This window comes from Nostoc commune NIES-4072 (assembly GCF_003113895.1).
GTDB classification, from domain to species: Bacteria; Cyanobacteriota; Cyanobacteriia; order Cyanobacteriales; family Nostocaceae; genus Nostoc; species Nostoc commune.
Genome location: NZ_BDUD01000002.1, coordinates 568,742 through 587,184, shown reverse-complemented (window position 1 = coordinate 587,184; position 18,443 = coordinate 568,742). Strand labels below are relative to the sequence as shown.

The window sequence follows — 18,443 nt, the reverse complement described above, 5'->3', positions numbered from 1 at the left end:
ATAGCTAATAGTAATTCCAGCGCATAAATAAAATCATTCAGATAGACAATATGAGATCGATAAACTACAAACTGCTTTTTCTAAACAGGATTTACGCAACTATTAAAAAAGCAAGTTGCTCAAAAAAGTTTCGTCTGCGAACTGTTCTGATTGTTCCATTTATTATTCCCATTATTGCGTCAACTGGCTTGGTGGGGTGGTTCTCTTTCCGCAATGGACAGCAGGCGATTGATGACCTGGCAATTCAGTTGAATGGTGAAATTACTGCCCGCATTAAGCAACACGTTTTGGACTATTTGAATAAATCTTATAATGTTCTGAAACTCACCGATGCGGGTATCCAAAGTGGCAACTTAAAGCTTGATGACTTTGAAGGATTGCAACGCTATTTCTGGCAGGTAGTGCGACAGGGTGACTTAGAGAGCTATCTATATTTTGGGAACGAAAAGGGTGAGTTTGTCGGTGTAGAACATCGAGAGGATGGCACAATTCAACTCAGAATTCGCACCAAAGCTACTGAGCCGATGCGCGAAACCTACTTGCTGGATGATCGCGGCGATCGACAAAAGTGGTTGAAATCGACGAAGTACGATACCACCTCCCGCCCCTGGTATAAAGCCGCCGTGCAAGCTCGTATACCTACGTGGAGTCCAGTTTATCCATTCTTTTCCCGTGAGAATACGTCTTTGGGGATTTCTCCAGTCCGTCCTGTCTACGACTCGAACGGCAAGCTGCTGGGGGTTTTGAGCATTAACATCACCTTGATGCGAATCACAAACTTTCTGAAACAGCTTTACATTAGTCCCCACGGACAAAGCTTTATCATGGAGCCGTCGGGACATTTGGTCGTCAGTTCAACCATTCCGGAGCCATTCAAGGTTAAAGGTGGCGAAGGAGATAATCGCAAGATTGAGCGAATGCCAGCCGCTGATAGTCAAAATGCCACAGTGACTGCTACTGCCCGATATTTACGTCAGCATTTCGACCTGTTTGAGGTCATTAAGAGCAGTCAACACCTAAAGTTTCAAATTAACGGTGTGTGGCACTACGTTCAGGTCATGCCAATTCAGGATGGTCGAGGTATTAACTGGCTGGCGGTGGTGGTTGTTCCTGAAAATGATTTTATGGCACAGATTAATGCCAATACTCGTACCACCATTCTGCTGTGCGTACTGACATCTGCGGCGGCAACTGCGATCGGTGTTCTTGCGTCTCGTTGGATCAGCCATCAAATTTTCAAACTTAACACCGCATCTCAAGAGATTGCCAGTGGAAATCTCGATCAACACGTTGAAGTCAACGGCATCATCGAGATTGAGAGGCTGGCTAATTCGTTTAACCGCATGGCGTTTCAACTCCAGGAATCCTTCGAGAGATTGGAAACTCAGAAGAATTCATTTGCCCGGTTCTTTCCCCCCGAATATCTCAAGTTTCTCAACAAGCACGGGGTAACAGACATCGAACTGGGCGATCACGTCAGCAAAGAGATGGCGGTCATGTTCTCGGATATTCGCTCCTTTACAACCCTATCCGAGAAGATGACTCCCAAAGAGAATTTCGATTTCGTCAATGCTTACCTGCGACAGGTTTCTCCAGAAATTCGCGCCCATGATGGCTTTGTAGTGAAGTTCTTGGGTGATGGTATGATGGCAGTCTTTCCTAATGGTGTGGATGATGCCGTTGCCGCAGGGGTTGATAAATTCAAACGGGTACAGAAATACAACCGAAAACTAGAATCTCAAGGCTACTTGCCAATTGATGTAGGCATGGGTATCCACTTTGGACACATGATGGTGGGCATGGTAGGGGAACACAACCGGATTCAAGGGGATGCGTTTTCTGATAATGTGAATCTGACTGCTCGTTTGGAAGGATTGACAAAGTTCTATGGTGTTTCATTACTAATTTCTGAAGAGGTCTTGGAGCGATTGAGCAACCCAGAGCAGTACAAAATTCGCTTTTTGGATCGAGCGATCGTTAAGGGTAGAACTGAACCGATCGCGGTTTACGAAGTGCTCGATGCCGAAACAGAAGCAATCCGAGAACTAAAACTTGACACCTTGCAAACCTTTGAGCGGGGAATTCAACACTACTGTCGGGGCAACTTTACTGATGCCAAAGCCTGTTTTGAACAGGTCCTTGCAGTGAACCCTCTCGATAAGACTACCAAACTCTATCTAGAACGAGTCCAAGAATTGCTGCTAGAAGGTACTCCAGCCAATTGGAATGGCGTATGGGCATTTACACAGAAATAAAATTCGTTCAATTTATCAGTCACCAAGGCGACTCTTGACTCTCGCCAAATACTAAAACGCTGACCAGTCAGTCAATGGCTACTATTTTTTAGCGATGGCTACGCCCGCCGTTGGCGAAGCCTCTCGCAGAGAAGGCATCGCCAAACTTTTCGGTCTGCTGAAATTTGATACCCATAAAGTCTCATTTTTTACTTAAATCAATAATTTTTTATTGGAGAAATTAAATTTTTGTATTAAAAATAACAATTTTCTGGTGAAATATCAAACTAATATCACAGTTTAAAGTTTTGTCGTTTGAACTTTTGTAACTTTTCACATTCCCCTAGCAAAAACTGATTAAGAAGCAAGAGGAATTTTTTCGCATTTTATACCTTTACGAGCCTGAGTAAGAACTTGAGCAATGTAACTCCAAGGGTCAACATTTCTCAGACGACAAGTTTCAATCACGCTTAAAATAGAGCAATAAGCCAAGCTCCCCTCAGAGCTACGAGTACCATAGCTAATTCGTCGCGCAATTACTGCATGTCGCAGAGCGCGTTCAGCTTCATTGTTGGTGGGTGGTAGTTGTGGATTATAGAAAAACGCAACCACTGCAGGGAGCAACGCGATTTTGTGAGGTGCTAAAATCTGGGACGTATATAGCTTGTTTCAGGATGCGATCGCAACTAAAAAACCAGATTTTGTTGAGAATATAGGGGTGTAATTGAGAACTAAACCCCGATCTCACTTTTTCGCGTTGCTCCCACCACTGCATCCCAAGAACGCAAAATCTCGTAAGCTAAAGCTTTCAGCTTGGGATGGGGAGCAACAGTAGCTAGTCGGCAGACCCGATAAAGGCGACCGGGGCTTTGGTCTTTTTCTTCATCCCCGTCGCCCAAGGCAATGGTTTGTATTAATTCCCTAAGTTCTTCTAAAAGCCATTGCCCTAAGTCTTGCGCCTCTTTATCAACCACTTCTGTTAAAGCTATAGCCTTACGAATTAAGTGAGCTAAACAGTGTTGACGTTTTGGGTAAGTACTATAAGCTCCATAGCCATCGGTAACTAACCATCCCAAAAATGCCGAGCTAATTAGGTGTAACAATTCTTCTTTTCTGCGACTACCAATGTGATAAACCGCTATTGTCCTGGTAATCGCCACCCATAACCAGCAAAATTTCCCCTTCTCGTACCAAGGGGTTTCGTCAATGTGGATAATTTCGGCTGATTGTAATTCTTCAATTAATTCCTCAACAACTCCAGAGCAAGCAATACCGACTTCCCGAATGCAACGGTCGATAGTTCCAACACTCAGTTCTGCACCCAGCCAATCATTTAATAGTTCTCTGATTTTGGGACGGGACATACGATACCGTACCGCGAGACTTGCTATAAACGTCGCCAGCATTGGTCCGACAAGCCCATATTCTTGTAGCCGTAAATCTCGACTTCTTCCTTCAACTACCGATACATAACCTGTAAGGGGCTTGGCTTTTGTATGATGCCCACAAGAACAAGTTGCTTGATAGTAATGATGAAGAGTGCATATTACTTCAATCCCCGAATTTTGTTTCGCTAATTCTAATACGTAGTAACCCATATGGGGTTTAGCATCTGGGTCTATTGTTAAGGGACTATTGCATGATGCACATGTTTCTGGATAGTGGGGTATGGTTTGCTGGGGAACTAAGGGTGTTGTCCGCCATATACCCTTAGCCCCTTGCTGCTTCCCCGGTTTTTTCTTCTCAAATCCCTTACTTTTGGCTTTTTTGGCGGATTCTAAAACTTGCTTATCTTCTTCCTCTGAACTTGTTTCAGACTGCGATCGCTCTTTTTGTTGTTCTGACTGTAGCCCTAATTTTTCTTGATTTTTGAATTGGTCTGATGATGGGGGTAACGAACTATTGCTTGAATTTTGCTCTAATTTTTCTAGTTGCTCGACTGCAAGAGAATGAAGATTTCCCGCAACTTCCACCAATTTCTGTTTGTCGAGAGATTGGAAGTAGTCCCGGTTCATTTGCGTGAGGTCTTCTTTACTCAGTCGCTTCATTCTTATGAAGGCTTAAATTGGACTGCGGATTTTTTTACATTACCATACGATGGTTCCCCTACTTTTACCTACAAGGCAAACTCTCCTTTATGGGGGGAGAGTGAAAAACTACGAATCAGCGATTAAAGAATTGTACAGAAGCAATCAAGAAGAATTTAACCTCCAAGAAACTGAAACCCTTGTGGGGCAAGCACTTAAGGATGTTAGACAGACATTCTGTCTAAGTCCCAGAACACCAAAAGCGAGAGTTTTTAGTCCTTTAGGCGCTCTCAGGATTGCGATGTTACTACAACAATCAGAGGTGGCCGCACAGATCCGAACGATACTTATTGAAATCGTTGCAGCGATACCTAACGCAATTGCATCTCAAAAGCAAAATCATGTACCAGTCCTTCCTCCTGTTGAACAGAGGCTAGATACTTTTGTCAAAGCAATGAAGACTTTAGCCGAACTCACAGGTGGCAGACTCAACCCATACATGGAACAAAATTGCAAAGACTTCGCCGCAAATCTGATAGCTGACTACAACAGGCAGTCACTAACGGGCACAAAAGAAAAATGGCTTGGCGTAGTCAACTTTGCAGAGAGCGAACTTGGAAAAAAAGTCCCCCTGAACGGCCCTCACTACCGGGGACATCTTGGCACATGGGTTCGCACGTTTTACCCACAGTTAGGCGATCGCCAAGAAACGCGATTGGTTAATGGTGTGCAACAGCCCATCTATGTCTACGCTTGTCACGATCCGGCTGTTACTGACGGGTTGACCAAAGCTATAGAAGAGTTCTTCGCTCACCCCAGTCCTGGTGCAGCGCTAAGGCAGGTGGGAGCTTTCGCTAGAAAAAAGGAACCAGTGCTGACCAAGTGAAAGCGAACGCCCCCACCACAGAAACGTTCGCTAACTAAAGATGGAATTTATTGCTGAAGCATCGAATATTACCAATAACATTAAAAGTTTCTCTTTCACGTAGTCAAGCAACTAACAGTCTTTTGACATTATTTGTTACAAAGAGGGCTTCTCTAGCAAATAATACACATCTTAGAAAGCGTCGTCACTTCAAGATTCCTAATAATCAAAATAAAAAGCGATTGCCGCTCAATAAGTAACAATCGCCACACAAAAACACTCATTGCATCTCTAGAGTAACAACAATGAAAGCCATAGTCACAGTAGTTGAAAAAATCTCATCTGAAGCTCATATTGATATTCCTGAAGGTTTAACAGAACTAGGCATTAGACAGCACGTTGTAGACCATTACAACAGTGGCGAAATGCTTCCTTTACTGAATATTTTCCACGTTGATTTTGAATCTATGAGCGTTCACATTGGTAAAAAACTCCAAATCACTTGGCAACCTGGAAAGCCTTGGAGTTCAAAGCGTCCCTATTACTTTTGTAAACTTGGAAGATTTACTTTGACTCTGTTAACTGATACAGAGCAAAACTTAACTCGTACAGAAGTTTACTTTGGGCATCACAAGCAACTTATTTATACGTCAGAAAAAGACATATCCAAAGAATTGGCAACAGTTGAACTCCAAAACTTCTTAAGCGGATTAGCTGTTGAACTTCAGACTTTAAGTCACATTGAATTTAGTGAGGATGAAGTATGACTGTTGCACAACTCCTGACACCACAACCGTACTCTCCTAAATCTACAGGAGAAACTGTTGGTAGACATCCACTGAACTTTTACGAGTCTCCATCATGGTTCACAACAGAACTACTGCGCCATGTTCCGTTATCTGGTGTCATTGGTGAACCGTGTGTAGGACATGGGGCGATCGCTTCTTTACTATCGGCGTGGCCACACACCAAGCAGATGTGGACGAACGATATTGATCCACATAAAGCGGCTGACTACCAAATGGACGCAACACTATCCGAGTCATGGGCTAAGTTTCCCGATTGTGACTGGATTTGTACTAATCCACCATACGCGGAATTTGCTGCACCAATCATCAAGAATGCGTACCAGAAAGCGCGTGTGGGTGTCGCTGCTTTTTTACTTACCAGCTTTCTCGAACCCTGTGATGATCGTGCAGATTTCTTGCAGCAGCATCCGCCGTCACTTGTCCTAATCATGCCCCGCTTCTGTTTTCGTAAGGATAAACGGGGTAGTCGTTGGGCAACAGACAACATTACCATCTCCTGCTTTGTATGGGACAAACGCGCTTTCACGCAGCAAATTATTATTCGTCCCAAGTCGGCGATCGCTGGATTTTACAAGAACCCAGAACAGGCTATTTCACAAGAACGGGCAGAAGAAATTGTTCGGGCGATAGCGTGTGGTGAAGTTAGTACAAACTATTGATTGAAGAGGTAATTATGTCTACAAATATACAATGGTGTGACGAAACCTGGAATGTAATTGTTGGCTGTTCACGGGTTTCTGGAAGTCCTGGCTGTGCGCGATGCTATGCAGCGAAAGCTGCCAAATCCCCACGACTTCAACAATTCCCCCAGTATCAAACTGTTAGTAATTGGGATGGCACAGTTGAATTTGTCAAATCTCAACTTATTAAACCATTATGTTGGAAAAAGCCGAAAAGAATTTTTGTATGCTCAATGGCTGATTTGTTTCATGCCAATGTCCTTGATGAATGGATTCATCAAGTAATGGCTGTTGCTGCTCTTTCACCTCAGCATACTTTTCAAATCTTGACTAAGCGACCAGAAAGAATGAAGGAGTATTTTAGTCAACCCAACCTATGGGTTAAGTGGTATGAAGCAGCTTGCGTAAATCTTTGGGACGCTGTTAGTGAGAAATTTGGAGGATTAGTTAATCTCCAACAATCTTTTTCCCTGCAACCATTTCCTTTACCTAATCTCTGGTTAGGAACTTCTACTGAGAATCAACAAATGGCAGATAAGCGTATCCCAATTCTGTTACAAATACCCGCAGCAATTCGATTTTTATCTTGTGAACCACTGCTTGAGGAAATTGATTTTAGACAAGCAGGTGCAATTCAAAAATTAATTAGTGATGACTCCGAATGGGAATTAGTAAATGAAGATATCCAGTGGATTGTTGTAGGGGGTGAGTCTGGCCCACAATCAAGACCATGCCACATCGAATGGATTGAGTCTATTGTCCAACAGTGCCTACAATCCCAAACCCCTGTGTTTGTGAAGCAGTTGGGGGCGAATGCAATATTTGGGGGACAGCGATTTAAAACCTGCGATCGTAAGGGTGGCGAAATCGAAGAATTCCCTGAACAACTGCAATTACAAGAATTCCCGTTTGGTACGTGAATCAAGCAAAATCCCCCACCTGTAGCGCAGTGTAGGGGAAAAGATCAACTATAAGTTTTGACAAATGGTGGTTGTATATGAGTGTAACATCAAAAATACAGAGCGATAGCTTCAGCGACGGCAGAAAGAAACGCCATATTTACATCGATAGTAAGTTGGATGATTTGCCACTAACAATGGAGGCATTTCGGGTTTACTGCCACCTGTGCCGCCGTGCCGGTTGTGATAATAACGCTTTCCCTTCCTATAAATCTATAGGTGAAGCTTGTTTCCGTGGTTCTTTCCCGAACTCACCGACTGAAACTTTACGGCGAAAAGCGATGGCAGCAGTCGATGAGCTTGTTTGTTGGAATCTGATTACTAAAGCCACAAAAAAAAAGTTAGACGGTTCGCCATCATCAAATCAATACAGACTCACAGATATTGACGATTGGTTTACCGAAGCAACTAAACAATCTAGTTTGACTAGAGGGAAAGCGAAGACCAGTAACGGGGAAACAACCAGGGTAGTGTTGGGGGAACACCAGGGTGGTGATCGGGGAACACTAGGGGTAGTGATGGGGGAACACCAGGGTAGTGATGGGGGAACACTAGGGGTAGTGTTGGGGGAACACCAGGGTAGTGCTGGGGGGACACCTAAAGTATATCCAATTGAAGATTATCCAATTGAAGTCTATCCACTCAAGGACGCGCCCCTGGCTTCGCCACCCGCGCCCCCCACCCAAGAGTGTGTGTGTGAAAAGGAAGAACTTGATTTAATAACGGAAGGAATTGAACACAAAGAACCAACCCCAAAACTTTCCACTTTGTTGTTAAAAAATTCCAAGTCTTTGCAACAAACCGATAACCCCTCTTGTAGACCAACTATTGCGGGGGGGTCGTTCGAGAAAACCGAACAATTGAATAATCAACTAGTAGCACCAAACCCAAAAAGTGCTAGTCCTACATCACTGCCCGATTCGACTTGTTACACAATGCACCCCACAGAGAAAACCGAGCAAGCGATGCGAGTATTTGGGCTGCCGCCTTGGATGGATAAAGCAGGCCCTAACGGTTGGAAAGCAGAATTTGTGGAGTCCTACAGGCAATACTTGAACAGCACTCCCAGGTATGCCAAAGACTTAATTCGTCAGGCAACAACAGGCGAGGCGAAAAATGCCCTGACTCGACTCTCAAAAACTGACTCCGGCAAAGCAGAGATTCAAAACCATTGGGATAGTTTCAACGAGTTGAAAGAACGTCAACAGCCTACCGAATCAAAACATAATGCAAATACCAGCAACGATGATGTTTTAGCTATGGCAATTGCTGCTGACGAAGAACGCCGTCAACAAGAACTTTTCAAACAAGAGCGTAAGAATGAGTATCGATTTAGCCCACAAATGCTGGAACTCAAAGCCAAACTTCAAGCCGCAGTTAATGCTCCAAAACCTCAACCAAATTCCCGATTTTCCTCCGTTGACTTACGGGAAGTTGAAGCGCAGTTAAAATTAGCACTAAGAGCCTAATCTAGCAATTCGCAATTCGCAATTCGCAATTCGCAATTGTGAAAGCAATTTAATCATTCGAGATACAAGCCACAAATTTTAATTATGAAATAAAACGAAACTCAACTTTATAGCAATTCGCTAAAAGAATGAAACAGATGCAAAATCTAAAAACCTTGCTAAATCTAAGTTTTTTAATTGCGAATTGCGAACTGCGAATTGCGAATTGGAGATAATTATGCACCCTAATCAAGACAACGTAGTTTCTTTTCACCCTGACAGGTCACTTGACAACTTGCCTCCGCAAAATATCGAAGCTGAAGAAGCGATTTTGGGTGGGATTATGCTCGACCCAGAAGCAATAACCAGAGTCAGCGATCGCCTGAGCATTGAAGCCTTTTACATCAGCGCTCACTCATACATTTATCAAGCTGCGACAACGCTTCACGCTCTGTTTCAACCCACAGATTTACTAAGCGTCACCGCTTGGTTGTCTGACCACAATCTGCTCAATCGCGTTGGCGGCAGGAATAAGTTAGCGACTTTGGTAGACCGCACTGTATCAGCCGTCAACATCGATGCTTTGGCTGATCTGGTGATGGAGAAATACCGACGGCGGCAGCTAATCAAAGTGGGCAATGAAATTGTCCAACTCGGTTACGAGACGCAAACTGAACTACCACTTGTTCTTGGGCAAGCTGAGGCGAAAGTTTTTGGTGTTACTCAAAATCAAAGTGATGAACGCTGCAAGGTTTTCTCAGCACAAGACATGGGCATTGAACTTTTTCAAAAATTGGAGATGGGAAACATGGCAGGCGACAAAGTTGGCTGGTACGACTTGGAAAATATCACCGGTGGCATTTATCCCAGCAGCTTAGTTGTAGTGGCTGCTGAGTCGCACATGGGGAAAACTCACTTCATGATTTCTTACGCTTACGAAATCATGACCAAACTTGGAAAGCCAGTTCTGTACGTTACTCCAGAAATGGACAAGAATCAACTCAATGCTCGAATGCTAGCTCGAATCACTGGCGTAGACGCTTCTATGATTCAAACCAATACTCAATGCTACTGGGAGCAAATAGCACAAGGCATAGGACAGATGGTGGAGTTGCCTTGGAAGGTTTACGAGCATTCCTCCCCTACAACCACAATGATCGCTTCTGCTGTGCGCCGTGCCATTGCCGAATTCGGTGGTTCTATTGGGGCTGTGTTTATTGATTATTTGCAGCAGATTCCTCTGGAATCCGGCGGAAACATGGCTTTTGAAGTGGGCAAGATTACCCGCCAGATTCGGGATATCGCCAAGTCTCACAAAATCCCTGTTTTCTTGGGTTGTCAAATCAATCGGGGCAATCAAACTACGGCTGATAAACGCCCCAATCGTCATTTACTTCGCAACTCTGGCGAAATCTTTGAGGTTTGTGACCAGTTAATCATGCTTTACCGCGATGCTGTCTACACAAAAGACCCAAGCGATCGCACTATCGAGTTGATTGTTGAGAAAAACCGCCTTTACGGTAAGCTCGGCACTGCGACGATGTTGTGTGATTTATCGACCTCAAAATTTTTGAACTTGGCGAGATAATTTACAGCCAGATCCAGCGATCGCGGAAGAAAGACGCATACATTCAATTACTGGAGTTTTAAAACCCGTGAAAGCGATATCCGTCCGTCAGCCTTGGGCATGGGCAATAATTTATGCTCTCAAAGATATTGAAAACCGTGGCTGGCCTATCAATTATCGCGGCGACATTCTGATTCACGCCGCAAAAACCTGTACCAAAAAAGAGTACCAGCTAACGAGAGAATTTTGCCAAGGGATGGGGATAGTAATCCCAGAGTTAATCTCTCTCCGTCGCGGTCAAGTGATTGGCATTGTCACAATAGTAGATTGCAAGTTTTCACAAGTTGCATCTGGTTGGGGGATGCCTGGGCAATACCACTGGAAGCTGGAGAATCCACGCGAGATTACACCGATTCCTTACATTGGTCAACTGGGAATTTTTGAAGTGCCTGATGATTTGGTCATGGAGGTGGCTGCATGACCAAAGGAGTAATAGTTGAGTTATCTGCAATACCCGAAAAATCAAGCGAGAAAGGGGTCAAAGGCTCACAATGCGAATCGGTTGGATGCCTTTATCCGTACCTCGAAACTAAAAAGCTACTTGATGGCTCAACCTTTATCAAAAAAGCGAAATCCAAAAAAACATCACCAAAATTAGATGTCTGCAAAAATTTTGATAACACAAAAATAAAACCCACACTACCAGATAATGCACCGATCGCCCAATTAATTCTGTTATTTTCTGGTTACTATGAGGCTTATCAATTACCGTATCATCTCCACTTAAAGTACCTCCAACTAGATTGATATTGGGTTTGATTTCTTCAAATAAGACAAGAGGGTTCGTACTGTTCACGTAGCAAAAATCTATTGACGCTATCATGAGATAAATTTTCCATTATCTCTGCCAGACGTGTGCAACCTGGATACTTCGATTCTGCCAGTAGAAACAGAGTATAAGTGTTCAAGTCACATTTAGCGGTTGATGGTTTAGTAATTGCTCTGATTGTCCGAACCCTAAACACAGCCAAGTAAATTATCTGTTTTTAACGCCTCTGGTAACTAGCGATCGCTGTTTTTTTTTCTGCATTCTCTTTATGCACTTTTTGTCTTGCTTGTCAATGCGTAAGTTCTATAACTGTATAGACTGATCAAAAAGTGAGGTTAATAAGGTTACAAGGGAACTAAAAATTTCTACTATACAATATAGCTGTAATTTTATAGTAGCTAATTATACCTTTGTATTAGTTTTTATCAAGCAGATAATTATTACCAAAATAGTAGTTTTTTCTTCCAATAGTATTGACATGTTATTGATTGCTGTATACTATCAATATCTTATGAAGAAAGGGAAAGGGGGAAAGGGGAAAGGGAACCAGTAACTTAAAAGCTCTTGTTTCAAATATGGACACTGCTAAGTTATCGCACTACGTATCTCAAAAATCTTCTTTTTTTGTTCTCCACAATTAAGACAGGGGCTTTATACCTTGTGGGGAAAAGTTCACCCATTCTGTGCCCTTTCCCCCTTTCCCCGGTTACTGAGCGCAGCCGTTGGCGTAGCCTCTCCAAGAGTTGTATCCCCTTTTCCCCTTCTTGGTAAATTCAGACTATTCTCAATAACACTGTAATATCAGCACTAATTTTTCTGAGCTATTTTCGATCTTTTGCTTAAATAAGGTCATATCTGTTCTGTCCTTATTTAACAAGAGCCACGTAAAATAGAGGGAAATATTACAACTATTGAAGAAGAAAGTCAAATTCCGACTACGTACTTATTCACGTAAAGGAGAAAAATTTTGAGCGACGGCAATAATAATAATTCAGTTAGTGTAGCTTACTTTGATAGCTTGCCACAAAAATTTTCTGAAGGAGATGCTGATGCGCTTTTAGCTTTTGGTCGCCATTTACATTGGGGTTATTGGTCTGACCCAACTAAAGCTAATGGTTCGGTTGCAGATTTTGCTGTAGCGGCAGAGAACTTATCTCGTCTCGTTACTGACGTTGCAGAAGTACAGGATGGTTTAAGCATTCTTGATGTAGGCTGTGGATTTGGAGGAACCATTGCTACTCTCAATGAACGTTTTTGTAATATGCATTTAGTCGGAATAAATATTAATAAAGAACAGCTATCTAGAGCTGAAACAACAGTACAGGCTCTCCCGGATAATCACATAGAATTTATTTACGCTGATGCTTGTCAGTTACCATTCCCTGATGGTTATTTTGATGTAGTTTTTGCAGTAGAGTCTATTTTTGCTTTCTCTAGCCGCGAAAATTTCTTTAAGGAAGTAAGGCGAGTTTTACGTCCAGGAGGAAGATTAACTATTTGTGATTTTATTCCTATTCAAGCTTTTTACCGAACCTGGAAATTAATAGAAAAAGCTATTAAAACTCTTATTGTTCGTACTTACGGCTCTCGGTCTGTTAATTTTTGTCCTGTATTTGAGTACAAAAAGTTAGCTGAAGCTACAGGTTTTGAGCTAGTAAAAACAGAGAATATTACTAGTAATACTCTACCAACTTACCCAGTAGTTAACTCATTAATGCGGCGAGAAGGAGATGAAGAAACTTACCGGGCAACTAGAGGCTTGGAGAGGCTTAGTCGCCGTGGATTACTACAATACATGATTTTATGTTTCCAAGTCTCTCCTCCTTAGTTGGAAGCTGAAAAATAAGATTATATAATTAACATGAAAATATTCAGTTCTCCTAAAGTCATCAAAGTAAGCATAATGATTTGCTTGTTGAATTCTGGAGTAGTAAAAGCACAAATCATCCCAGATTCAACGCTACCTGTCAATTCCAGCATTACTGTTGATAGTGATATTAGCATTATCAATGGAGGAACTAGAGCAGGTAGCAATCTGTTACATAGCTTTGACCAGTTTTCCATCCCCACTGGGAAAACAGTTTACTTCAACAATGCAGGAGACATTCAAAACATCATTAGCCGGGTAACAGGTAAGTCTATTTCTAACATTGACGGATTACTTCGAGCCAACGGCGCAGCTAACCTCTTTTTGCTTAATCCCAATGGCATTATTTTTGGTTCCAATGCCAGCTTGAACATTGGCGGTTCTTTTGTAGCAAGTACAGCTAGTAGCTTAAAGTTTGCTAATGGAACAGAGTTTAGTACGACCTCTACTCAAACTGCTCCTCTTTTAACTGTAAGCGCACCCATAGGTTTGAACTTAGAAAACAATACTGGTGAAATCCGTGTACAAGGTTCAGGACATACTTTGGGTATTTCTTCCTTGTTTTCACCTATTTTAGGGGCAGGTGCTAGCAACAATGGTCTACGGGTTTTGCCGCAGAAAACCTTAGCCTTGATAGGGGGTAAGATTGCTTTAGAAGGAGGCAATTTGACAGCACCAGGAGGACGGGTAGAACTTGGTAGCGTTGGTAATGGAATAGTTACCTTAAATCCGACAACCTCTGGTTGGGTATTCGGATATGAGGGGTTACAAAACTTTCAAAATATCGAACTGTCTAAACGAGCATTGGTAGATGCTAGCGGCTCTGGAAGTAGTGCCGTTCAACTAGTAGGAAAACAAATTTTTTTGACTGAAGGCTCGGTTGCGTTGATTCAAAATCAAGGCGCACAAACTGGAAGCGGTATAAATATACAGGCTTTAAATTTACTTCAATTAAGCGGTACTTCTGCGGATGGAATGATCCCTAGTGGAGTTGAAATAGAAACTTTGGGAGGAAGTGTAGGTGATGTTGTAGTTTCAACTAAGCGTTTGAGCTTTGAAGATGGAGCAGCTATAAATAGCAAAACATTTACACAAGCAAGCGCTAGCAATATACTTCTGGATGCTTCAGAATCTATAGAAGTCAAAGGATTTTCCTTTATTAACCCTACCACTGCTAGCATTGCTAGTGGCGTTGGCTCATATACTTTTAGTGCTGGCACAAGTGGGAATATTGCAATTAATACAGGTCAATTAACTGCTTTAAGTGGAGGTACTATAACATCTGGAACTTTTGGTACTGGCACAGGTGGGGAATTGCTCATTAATGCGGCTCGTAGTGTTGAATTGAGTGGGTTTAATCCTATCCTTTCTTCCCCAAGTCAAGTAGCTGTAGGGGCTTATAAATCTGGAAATTCTGGGAATTTGAAAATCATCTCCCCTGAAATTAGATTAGACAACGGAGGCATTATTGCTTCTTATACTTTTTCGGGCGGGAATGCTGGAGATATCACAATTGAAGCCCCTAGTTTTCTAAGTATTACAACCCCTGTCAATACAAAAGATTTATCTTATGAATTTTTGTCTGGAATATCATCATACGCAGTATCCCCTCCTCTATTAATACAACAAGTTTTAGGACTATCTTCAGAGGTAAGTGGAGCAGCTAGGAGCATAAAAATAAAAACTGAACGATTATCCCTATCTAAAGGTTCAATTACCGTAAGTAATTTAGGCACTGGTTCAGCGGGGAACATAGATATTGATGCAAATATAGTTTCTCTAAAGAATAATTCTTCCATTAGTGCTGCAACCGCATTGGCAGACGGAGGAAATATTTTTATACACACAAACGATGTGCAATTATTTGACAGCATTATCAGTGCTAGTGCCAGTAATCCTGAGGCGGCTTATCGTCTTTTAGGTATCGACTTTCCCTACAACCTTCCCTTAGTCGGTGCTGGGATTGGCGGCAATGTGACAATTAATACAAATACACTGTTTTCCTTGGGAAATAGCACTATCACAGCCAACGCTTTTGGAGGACGCGGTGGAAATATCAGGATAAATGTTCGTGATGGGTTCCTTTTCTCTGAGAATAGCCGAGTTGAAGCCAGCTCTGAGTTTGGAATCAATGGCACAGTTCAGATCAATGGACTTGCTATTAATTCCAGGGGCATTAAAGCAGCACCAGAAGTCGTTCAGGAAACTCCTGAAATAGACTCCAACTGCCAGGGGCAATCAGGTGTAGCGGCAAGTGAATTAGTAATCAGTAGCAGAGGCGGTTTTCCACCTAGCTCTGACGAAATGCCAGAGAACATTTATGAACGGCAGAATAACTCTGTTCTAGTTGATAAAAACATTTCGGAAGAACATAAGGCATCAGTAGTTGAACAAACCCTAGAAATCGTAGAAGCTAACACCTGGACAATAGACTCTAATGGAAGAATTGCCCTGATAGCAGACCCTAATACAGCCACCCCCGTTGCTTCGGCATTGTCTGCCTCAAAATGTCGTCAGGAATCTTATACATCAGAAGTATCACCAACCATAAAAACAGTACAGAGAAATGATTAAGTTCCAATACTGGTTCAAGTACTCGTTGTTAGGAATTCTAGCTTTGTCAATAGTTGTAAGCCAACCTTCTATTACCCCCGCTCAAACTTCAAACAAAAAAGCACAACAACACAATCAAGCGCAAGTATTGACCCAGGAAGGTTATAAGCAATTAAATCTCGGTCAGGCAATTAAAGCTTTAGAAATTTGGAAAAAAGCTACGAGCATTTACCGTCAATTAGATAATCAAGAGGAGATTAGTGGAAGCTTAATTGATGAGAGTATTGCCTTACAAGCTTTAGGTGCGAATCTTCGTACATGTCATACGCTTGTTGAAGACTTAAAGTTAAATAAAAATGCTGGGATTTGTACTATTGCTCCGGCACAACCGACTGAATCTATAAAACAACTACTTTATACAGCGATTACGAAGCAAAAACCAATACCAGTTTACTTATTGGGATGGCGTCATTTAGGAGAAGCCTTACGCCAAATAGGTAAGCTAGATGAATCAAAAATAGTTTTAAAAGAAACGCTCTCACTTACCAAGCAAACACCTTCGGCTGATATTAGCGGAATTTTACTATCTTTAGGGAAAGTTGAGCAATCTATTTACAAGCAAGCGCAAAATAGATTTTTTCAGACAGAAGAACCCGTTTTTCAAAAAGAAATTGTTAATATAATTCAGGAGCATTCACTTAACTCCCTTGATATTTATCAACAGGTGAGTAATATCCCAAATGCTCCAATCGCAGTCAAACTACAAGCTCAATTATCCCGTCTGAGCTTACTATTAGATTTTGATAATTGGTTAGCAGCAAAGTCCAATTCAGGCAATATACAGTTAAAGAATATTCGTCCTAAAATTACTCATCAGATTCAGCCAGCAGCGACTCTAATTATAAACAATTTTTCGGTATTTTCTCAGCTACCAGCTAGTAATTCTATTTATGCCAAACTAAATTTTGCTAAAAGTTTAAATAAGATTCCAAGCAAACAATTACATTCACTAGCTATCGAATATGCTGAAGAGGCCTTGCAGACAGCTAAAGGATTGAATAACCCGCGATTAAAGTCAGATAGCTTTGGCACTCTAGGCAAGTTAAAACCAGAGCAATCACTTGCATATTTTCAGGCAGCTTTGAGCCAAGCTCAGTTAAGTCAATCATCGGATCTTGCTTATCAATGGCAGCAGCAGTTAGGGGATTTGTACAAAAAACAAGGAAAATACGATACAGCCCTTCAGGCTTACAGTGCAGCAATTGATAATATAATTAAAGTGCGTGATGATCTTTTGCCAAGCAATGCAGATTTACAATTCTCCTTCCAAGAAAAAGTGGAGCCTGTATATCGGGAGTATATGCGATTGCTCTTGGCATCTCCTAACCCTAATTTAAAACGAGTAATTCAGACAAACGAACGGCTGCAAATCGCTCAATTAGAAAATTTTCTTCAATGTGGCAAACTTGACATCATCCCTTTAAATGAAGTTAAAAACTTGTCCAACCCTCCAACAGTAGTTCACATTATTGATTTAGATAACAGCGTAGAAGTAATTGTCCAGTCCTCTGATGGCTCCTTTCACCACCATTCTGTTGACTCCAAGCTAGTTAAAACTAGCGTCGATAATCTATTAGAAATCTTACAATCTTCTAGACTAGCTTCTATTAATAAGAATTTGATTATTTCGCCTTCTCAATCACTTTATGACTTGTTAATTGCACCCGTCAAGACATACTTACCTCCATCAGGGACGTTAGTGCTTACTTTAGATACATCTTTCCAAAGCTTACCAATAGGTTTGCTTCATGACGGCAAAGATTATTTACTCAATCGTTACAGCATTGCTCAAACTTTAGGTTCTAGGATTAGACCACCTAAATTTTTACCCAAAGAACAGTTAAGAGCCTTAATTGCTGGACTCTCTAAATTTAGTCCTAGCTTTAACGCTCTAAATGCTCCCGAAGGCTTAAAAGCATTGCTAAGAGTGAAACAGGAGGTAGAAGATGTTAAAAAACAAACTACTTCTTCAACAGTCTTATTGAATGAAAAATTTACTAGCCAGGCGCTTGAGCAACAGTTAAGCACAAATCATTTTTCCATTCTTCATCTAACTACTCATGCTCAATTTAGTTCTGACGCCCAAAGAACAATGTTTTTTACTTGGAACAAACCAATTACTGTACTAGAGTTTGATAACTTGCTAAAATTAAACGCTCAAACCAATGAAGATGGAATTGAACTATTAGTTTTAAGTGCCTGTCAAACCGCTAAGGGAAATAAGAGGTCAGCATTGGGGATTGCAGGTGTGGCAGCACAAGCAGGTGCCAGAAGTACAGTGGCAACTTTATGGAAGGTAGATGCTGACTCCACTGCTTTACTTATGGAAGAGTTTTACAGGAACTTGAAGTCCGGGACTCCTAAAGCAGAGGCATTACGTCTTGCACAATTAAATTTAATGTCAAATTCTAAGTACAGCCATCCTTATTTTTGGGCTTCGTTCTTGCTCGTTGGTGGATGGCTGTGAAATTTTGTGCAATCACAACCATAAGCTGTCGATAATTTTAACAATTATATATTGGCATTGGCAATCGGCAATGCCAAC

The 18,443-nt window shown here is 41.8% G+C and carries 12 protein-coding genes and 3 pseudogenes; 12 read left to right on the top strand and 3 right to left on the bottom strand.

Features of this window, described 5'->3' with window-relative positions; all coding sequences use genetic code 11:
- Positions 1-50: 50 nt before the first annotated feature.
- Positions 51-2,255, top strand: coding sequence for an adenylate/guanylate cyclase domain-containing protein (locus tag CDC33_RS35065; RefSeq protein ID WP_109013158.1), 2,205 nt, complete (start codon positions 51-53; stop codon positions 2,253-2,255).
- Between the two features lie 336 nt (positions 2,256-2,591).
- Here the strand turns inward: CDC33_RS35065 and CDC33_RS35060 are convergent.
- Positions 2,592-2,838: pseudogene (locus CDC33_RS35060) on the bottom strand (IS66 family transposase); the annotation flags it as partial.
- A gap of 169 nt (positions 2,839-3,007) precedes the next feature.
- Positions 3,008-4,282: pseudogene (locus CDC33_RS35055) on the bottom strand (IS66 family transposase); the annotation flags it as partial.
- Positions 4,283-4,382: 100 nt separating this feature from the next.
- On the opposite strand from CDC33_RS35055, the gene CDC33_RS35050 reads away from it, so the two are divergent.
- The 8 genes from CDC33_RS35050 to CDC33_RS35015 all read left to right on the top strand — a co-directional run bounded on the left by CDC33_RS35050 (position 4,383) and on the right by CDC33_RS35015 (position 11,396).
- On the top strand, positions 4,383-5,147 hold the full coding sequence (locus CDC33_RS35050) for a hypothetical protein (protein WP_146195919.1): 765 nt from the start codon (positions 4,383-4,385) through the stop codon (positions 5,145-5,147).
- Between the two features lie 284 nt (positions 5,148-5,431).
- Complete coding sequence (locus CDC33_RS35045; protein WP_109013156.1) at positions 5,432-5,893, top strand: hypothetical protein; 462 nt, start codon at positions 5,432-5,434, stop codon at positions 5,891-5,893.
- Positions 5,890-6,594 (top strand): hypothetical protein, encoded by a 705-nt coding sequence (locus CDC33_RS35040; protein ID WP_109013155.1) that lies wholly within the window; start codon positions 5,890-5,892, stop codon positions 6,592-6,594. Before CDC33_RS35045 ends, CDC33_RS35040 begins: the two co-directional genes overlap by 4 nt.
- Before the next feature lie 14 nt (positions 6,595-6,608).
- The gene (locus tag CDC33_RS35035) at positions 6,609-7,535 is read left to right on the top strand and encodes a phage Gp37/Gp68 family protein (protein ID WP_109013154.1); all 927 of its coding nucleotides are present in this window, start codon (positions 6,609-6,611) and stop codon (positions 7,533-7,535) included.
- 77 nt (positions 7,536-7,612) lie between these two features.
- Complete coding sequence (locus tag CDC33_RS35030) at positions 7,613-9,043, top strand: helix-turn-helix domain-containing protein (protein WP_146195918.1); 1,431 nt, start codon at positions 7,613-7,615, stop codon at positions 9,041-9,043.
- Between the two features lie 217 nt (positions 9,044-9,260).
- On the top strand, positions 9,261-10,610 hold the full coding sequence (locus tag CDC33_RS35025) for a replicative DNA helicase (RefSeq protein WP_109013152.1): 1,350 nt from the start codon (positions 9,261-9,263) through the stop codon (positions 10,608-10,610).
- A gap of 67 nt (positions 10,611-10,677) precedes the next feature.
- On the top strand, positions 10,678-11,070 hold the full coding sequence (locus tag CDC33_RS35020; protein ID WP_109013151.1) for an ASCH domain-containing protein: 393 nt from the start codon (positions 10,678-10,680) through the stop codon (positions 11,068-11,070).
- Entirely contained in the window at positions 11,067-11,396 is a 330-nt protein-coding gene (locus CDC33_RS35015) for a hypothetical protein (RefSeq protein ID WP_109013150.1), read from the top strand. The genes CDC33_RS35020 and CDC33_RS35015 overlap by 4 nt, the downstream gene beginning before the upstream one ends.
- Here the strand turns inward: CDC33_RS35015 and CDC33_RS40940 are convergent.
- Positions 11,341-11,596: pseudogene (locus CDC33_RS40940) on the bottom strand (IS701 family transposase); the annotation flags it as partial. The gene CDC33_RS35015 and the pseudogene CDC33_RS40940 overlap by 56 nt on opposite strands.
- A gap of 789 nt (positions 11,597-12,385) precedes the next feature.
- On the opposite strand from CDC33_RS40940, the gene CDC33_RS35005 reads away from it, so the two are divergent.
- The 3 genes from CDC33_RS35005 to CDC33_RS34995 all read left to right on the top strand — a co-directional run bounded on the left by CDC33_RS35005 (position 12,386) and on the right by CDC33_RS34995 (position 18,365).
- Positions 12,386-13,246 carry a class I SAM-dependent methyltransferase gene (locus CDC33_RS35005; RefSeq protein ID WP_109013149.1) on the top strand — a complete coding sequence of 287 codons (861 nt, stop codon included), beginning with the start codon at positions 12,386-12,388 and terminating at the stop codon, positions 13,244-13,246.
- 75 nt (positions 13,247-13,321) lie between these two features.
- Positions 13,322-15,859 (top strand): two-partner secretion domain-containing protein, encoded by a 2,538-nt coding sequence (locus CDC33_RS35000; RefSeq protein ID WP_181374335.1) that lies wholly within the window; start codon positions 13,322-13,324, stop codon positions 15,857-15,859.
- Positions 15,860-15,902: 43 nt separating this feature from the next.
- Positions 15,903-18,365, top strand: coding sequence for a CHAT domain-containing protein (locus tag CDC33_RS34995; protein WP_244919521.1), 2,463 nt, complete (start codon positions 15,903-15,905; stop codon positions 18,363-18,365).
- Positions 18,366-18,443: the final 78 nt, after the last annotated feature.

Coding starts and splice junctions, on each gene's coding strand:
- CDC33_RS35015 (WP_109013150.1), top strand. CDS start 11,067: ATGACCAAAGGAGTAATAGTTGAGTTATCTGCAATACCCGAAAAATCA.
- CDC33_RS35000 (WP_181374335.1), top strand. CDS start 13,322: ATGATTTGCTTGTTGAATTCTGGAGTAGTAAAAGCACAAATCATCCCA.
- CDC33_RS35035 (WP_109013154.1), top strand. CDS start 6,609: ATGTCTACAAATATACAATGGTGTGACGAAACCTGGAATGTAATTGTT.
- CDC33_RS35040 (WP_109013155.1), top strand. CDS start 5,890: ATGACTGTTGCACAACTCCTGACACCACAACCGTACTCTCCTAAATCT.
- CDC33_RS35045 (WP_109013156.1), top strand. CDS start 5,432: ATGAAAGCCATAGTCACAGTAGTTGAAAAAATCTCATCTGAAGCTCAT.
- CDC33_RS35025 (WP_109013152.1), top strand. CDS start 9,261: ATGCACCCTAATCAAGACAACGTAGTTTCTTTTCACCCTGACAGGTCA.
- CDC33_RS35030 (WP_146195918.1), top strand. CDS start 7,613: ATGAGTGTAACATCAAAAATACAGAGCGATAGCTTCAGCGACGGCAGA.
- CDC33_RS35065 (WP_109013158.1), top strand. CDS start 51: ATGAGATCGATAAACTACAAACTGCTTTTTCTAAACAGGATTTACGCA.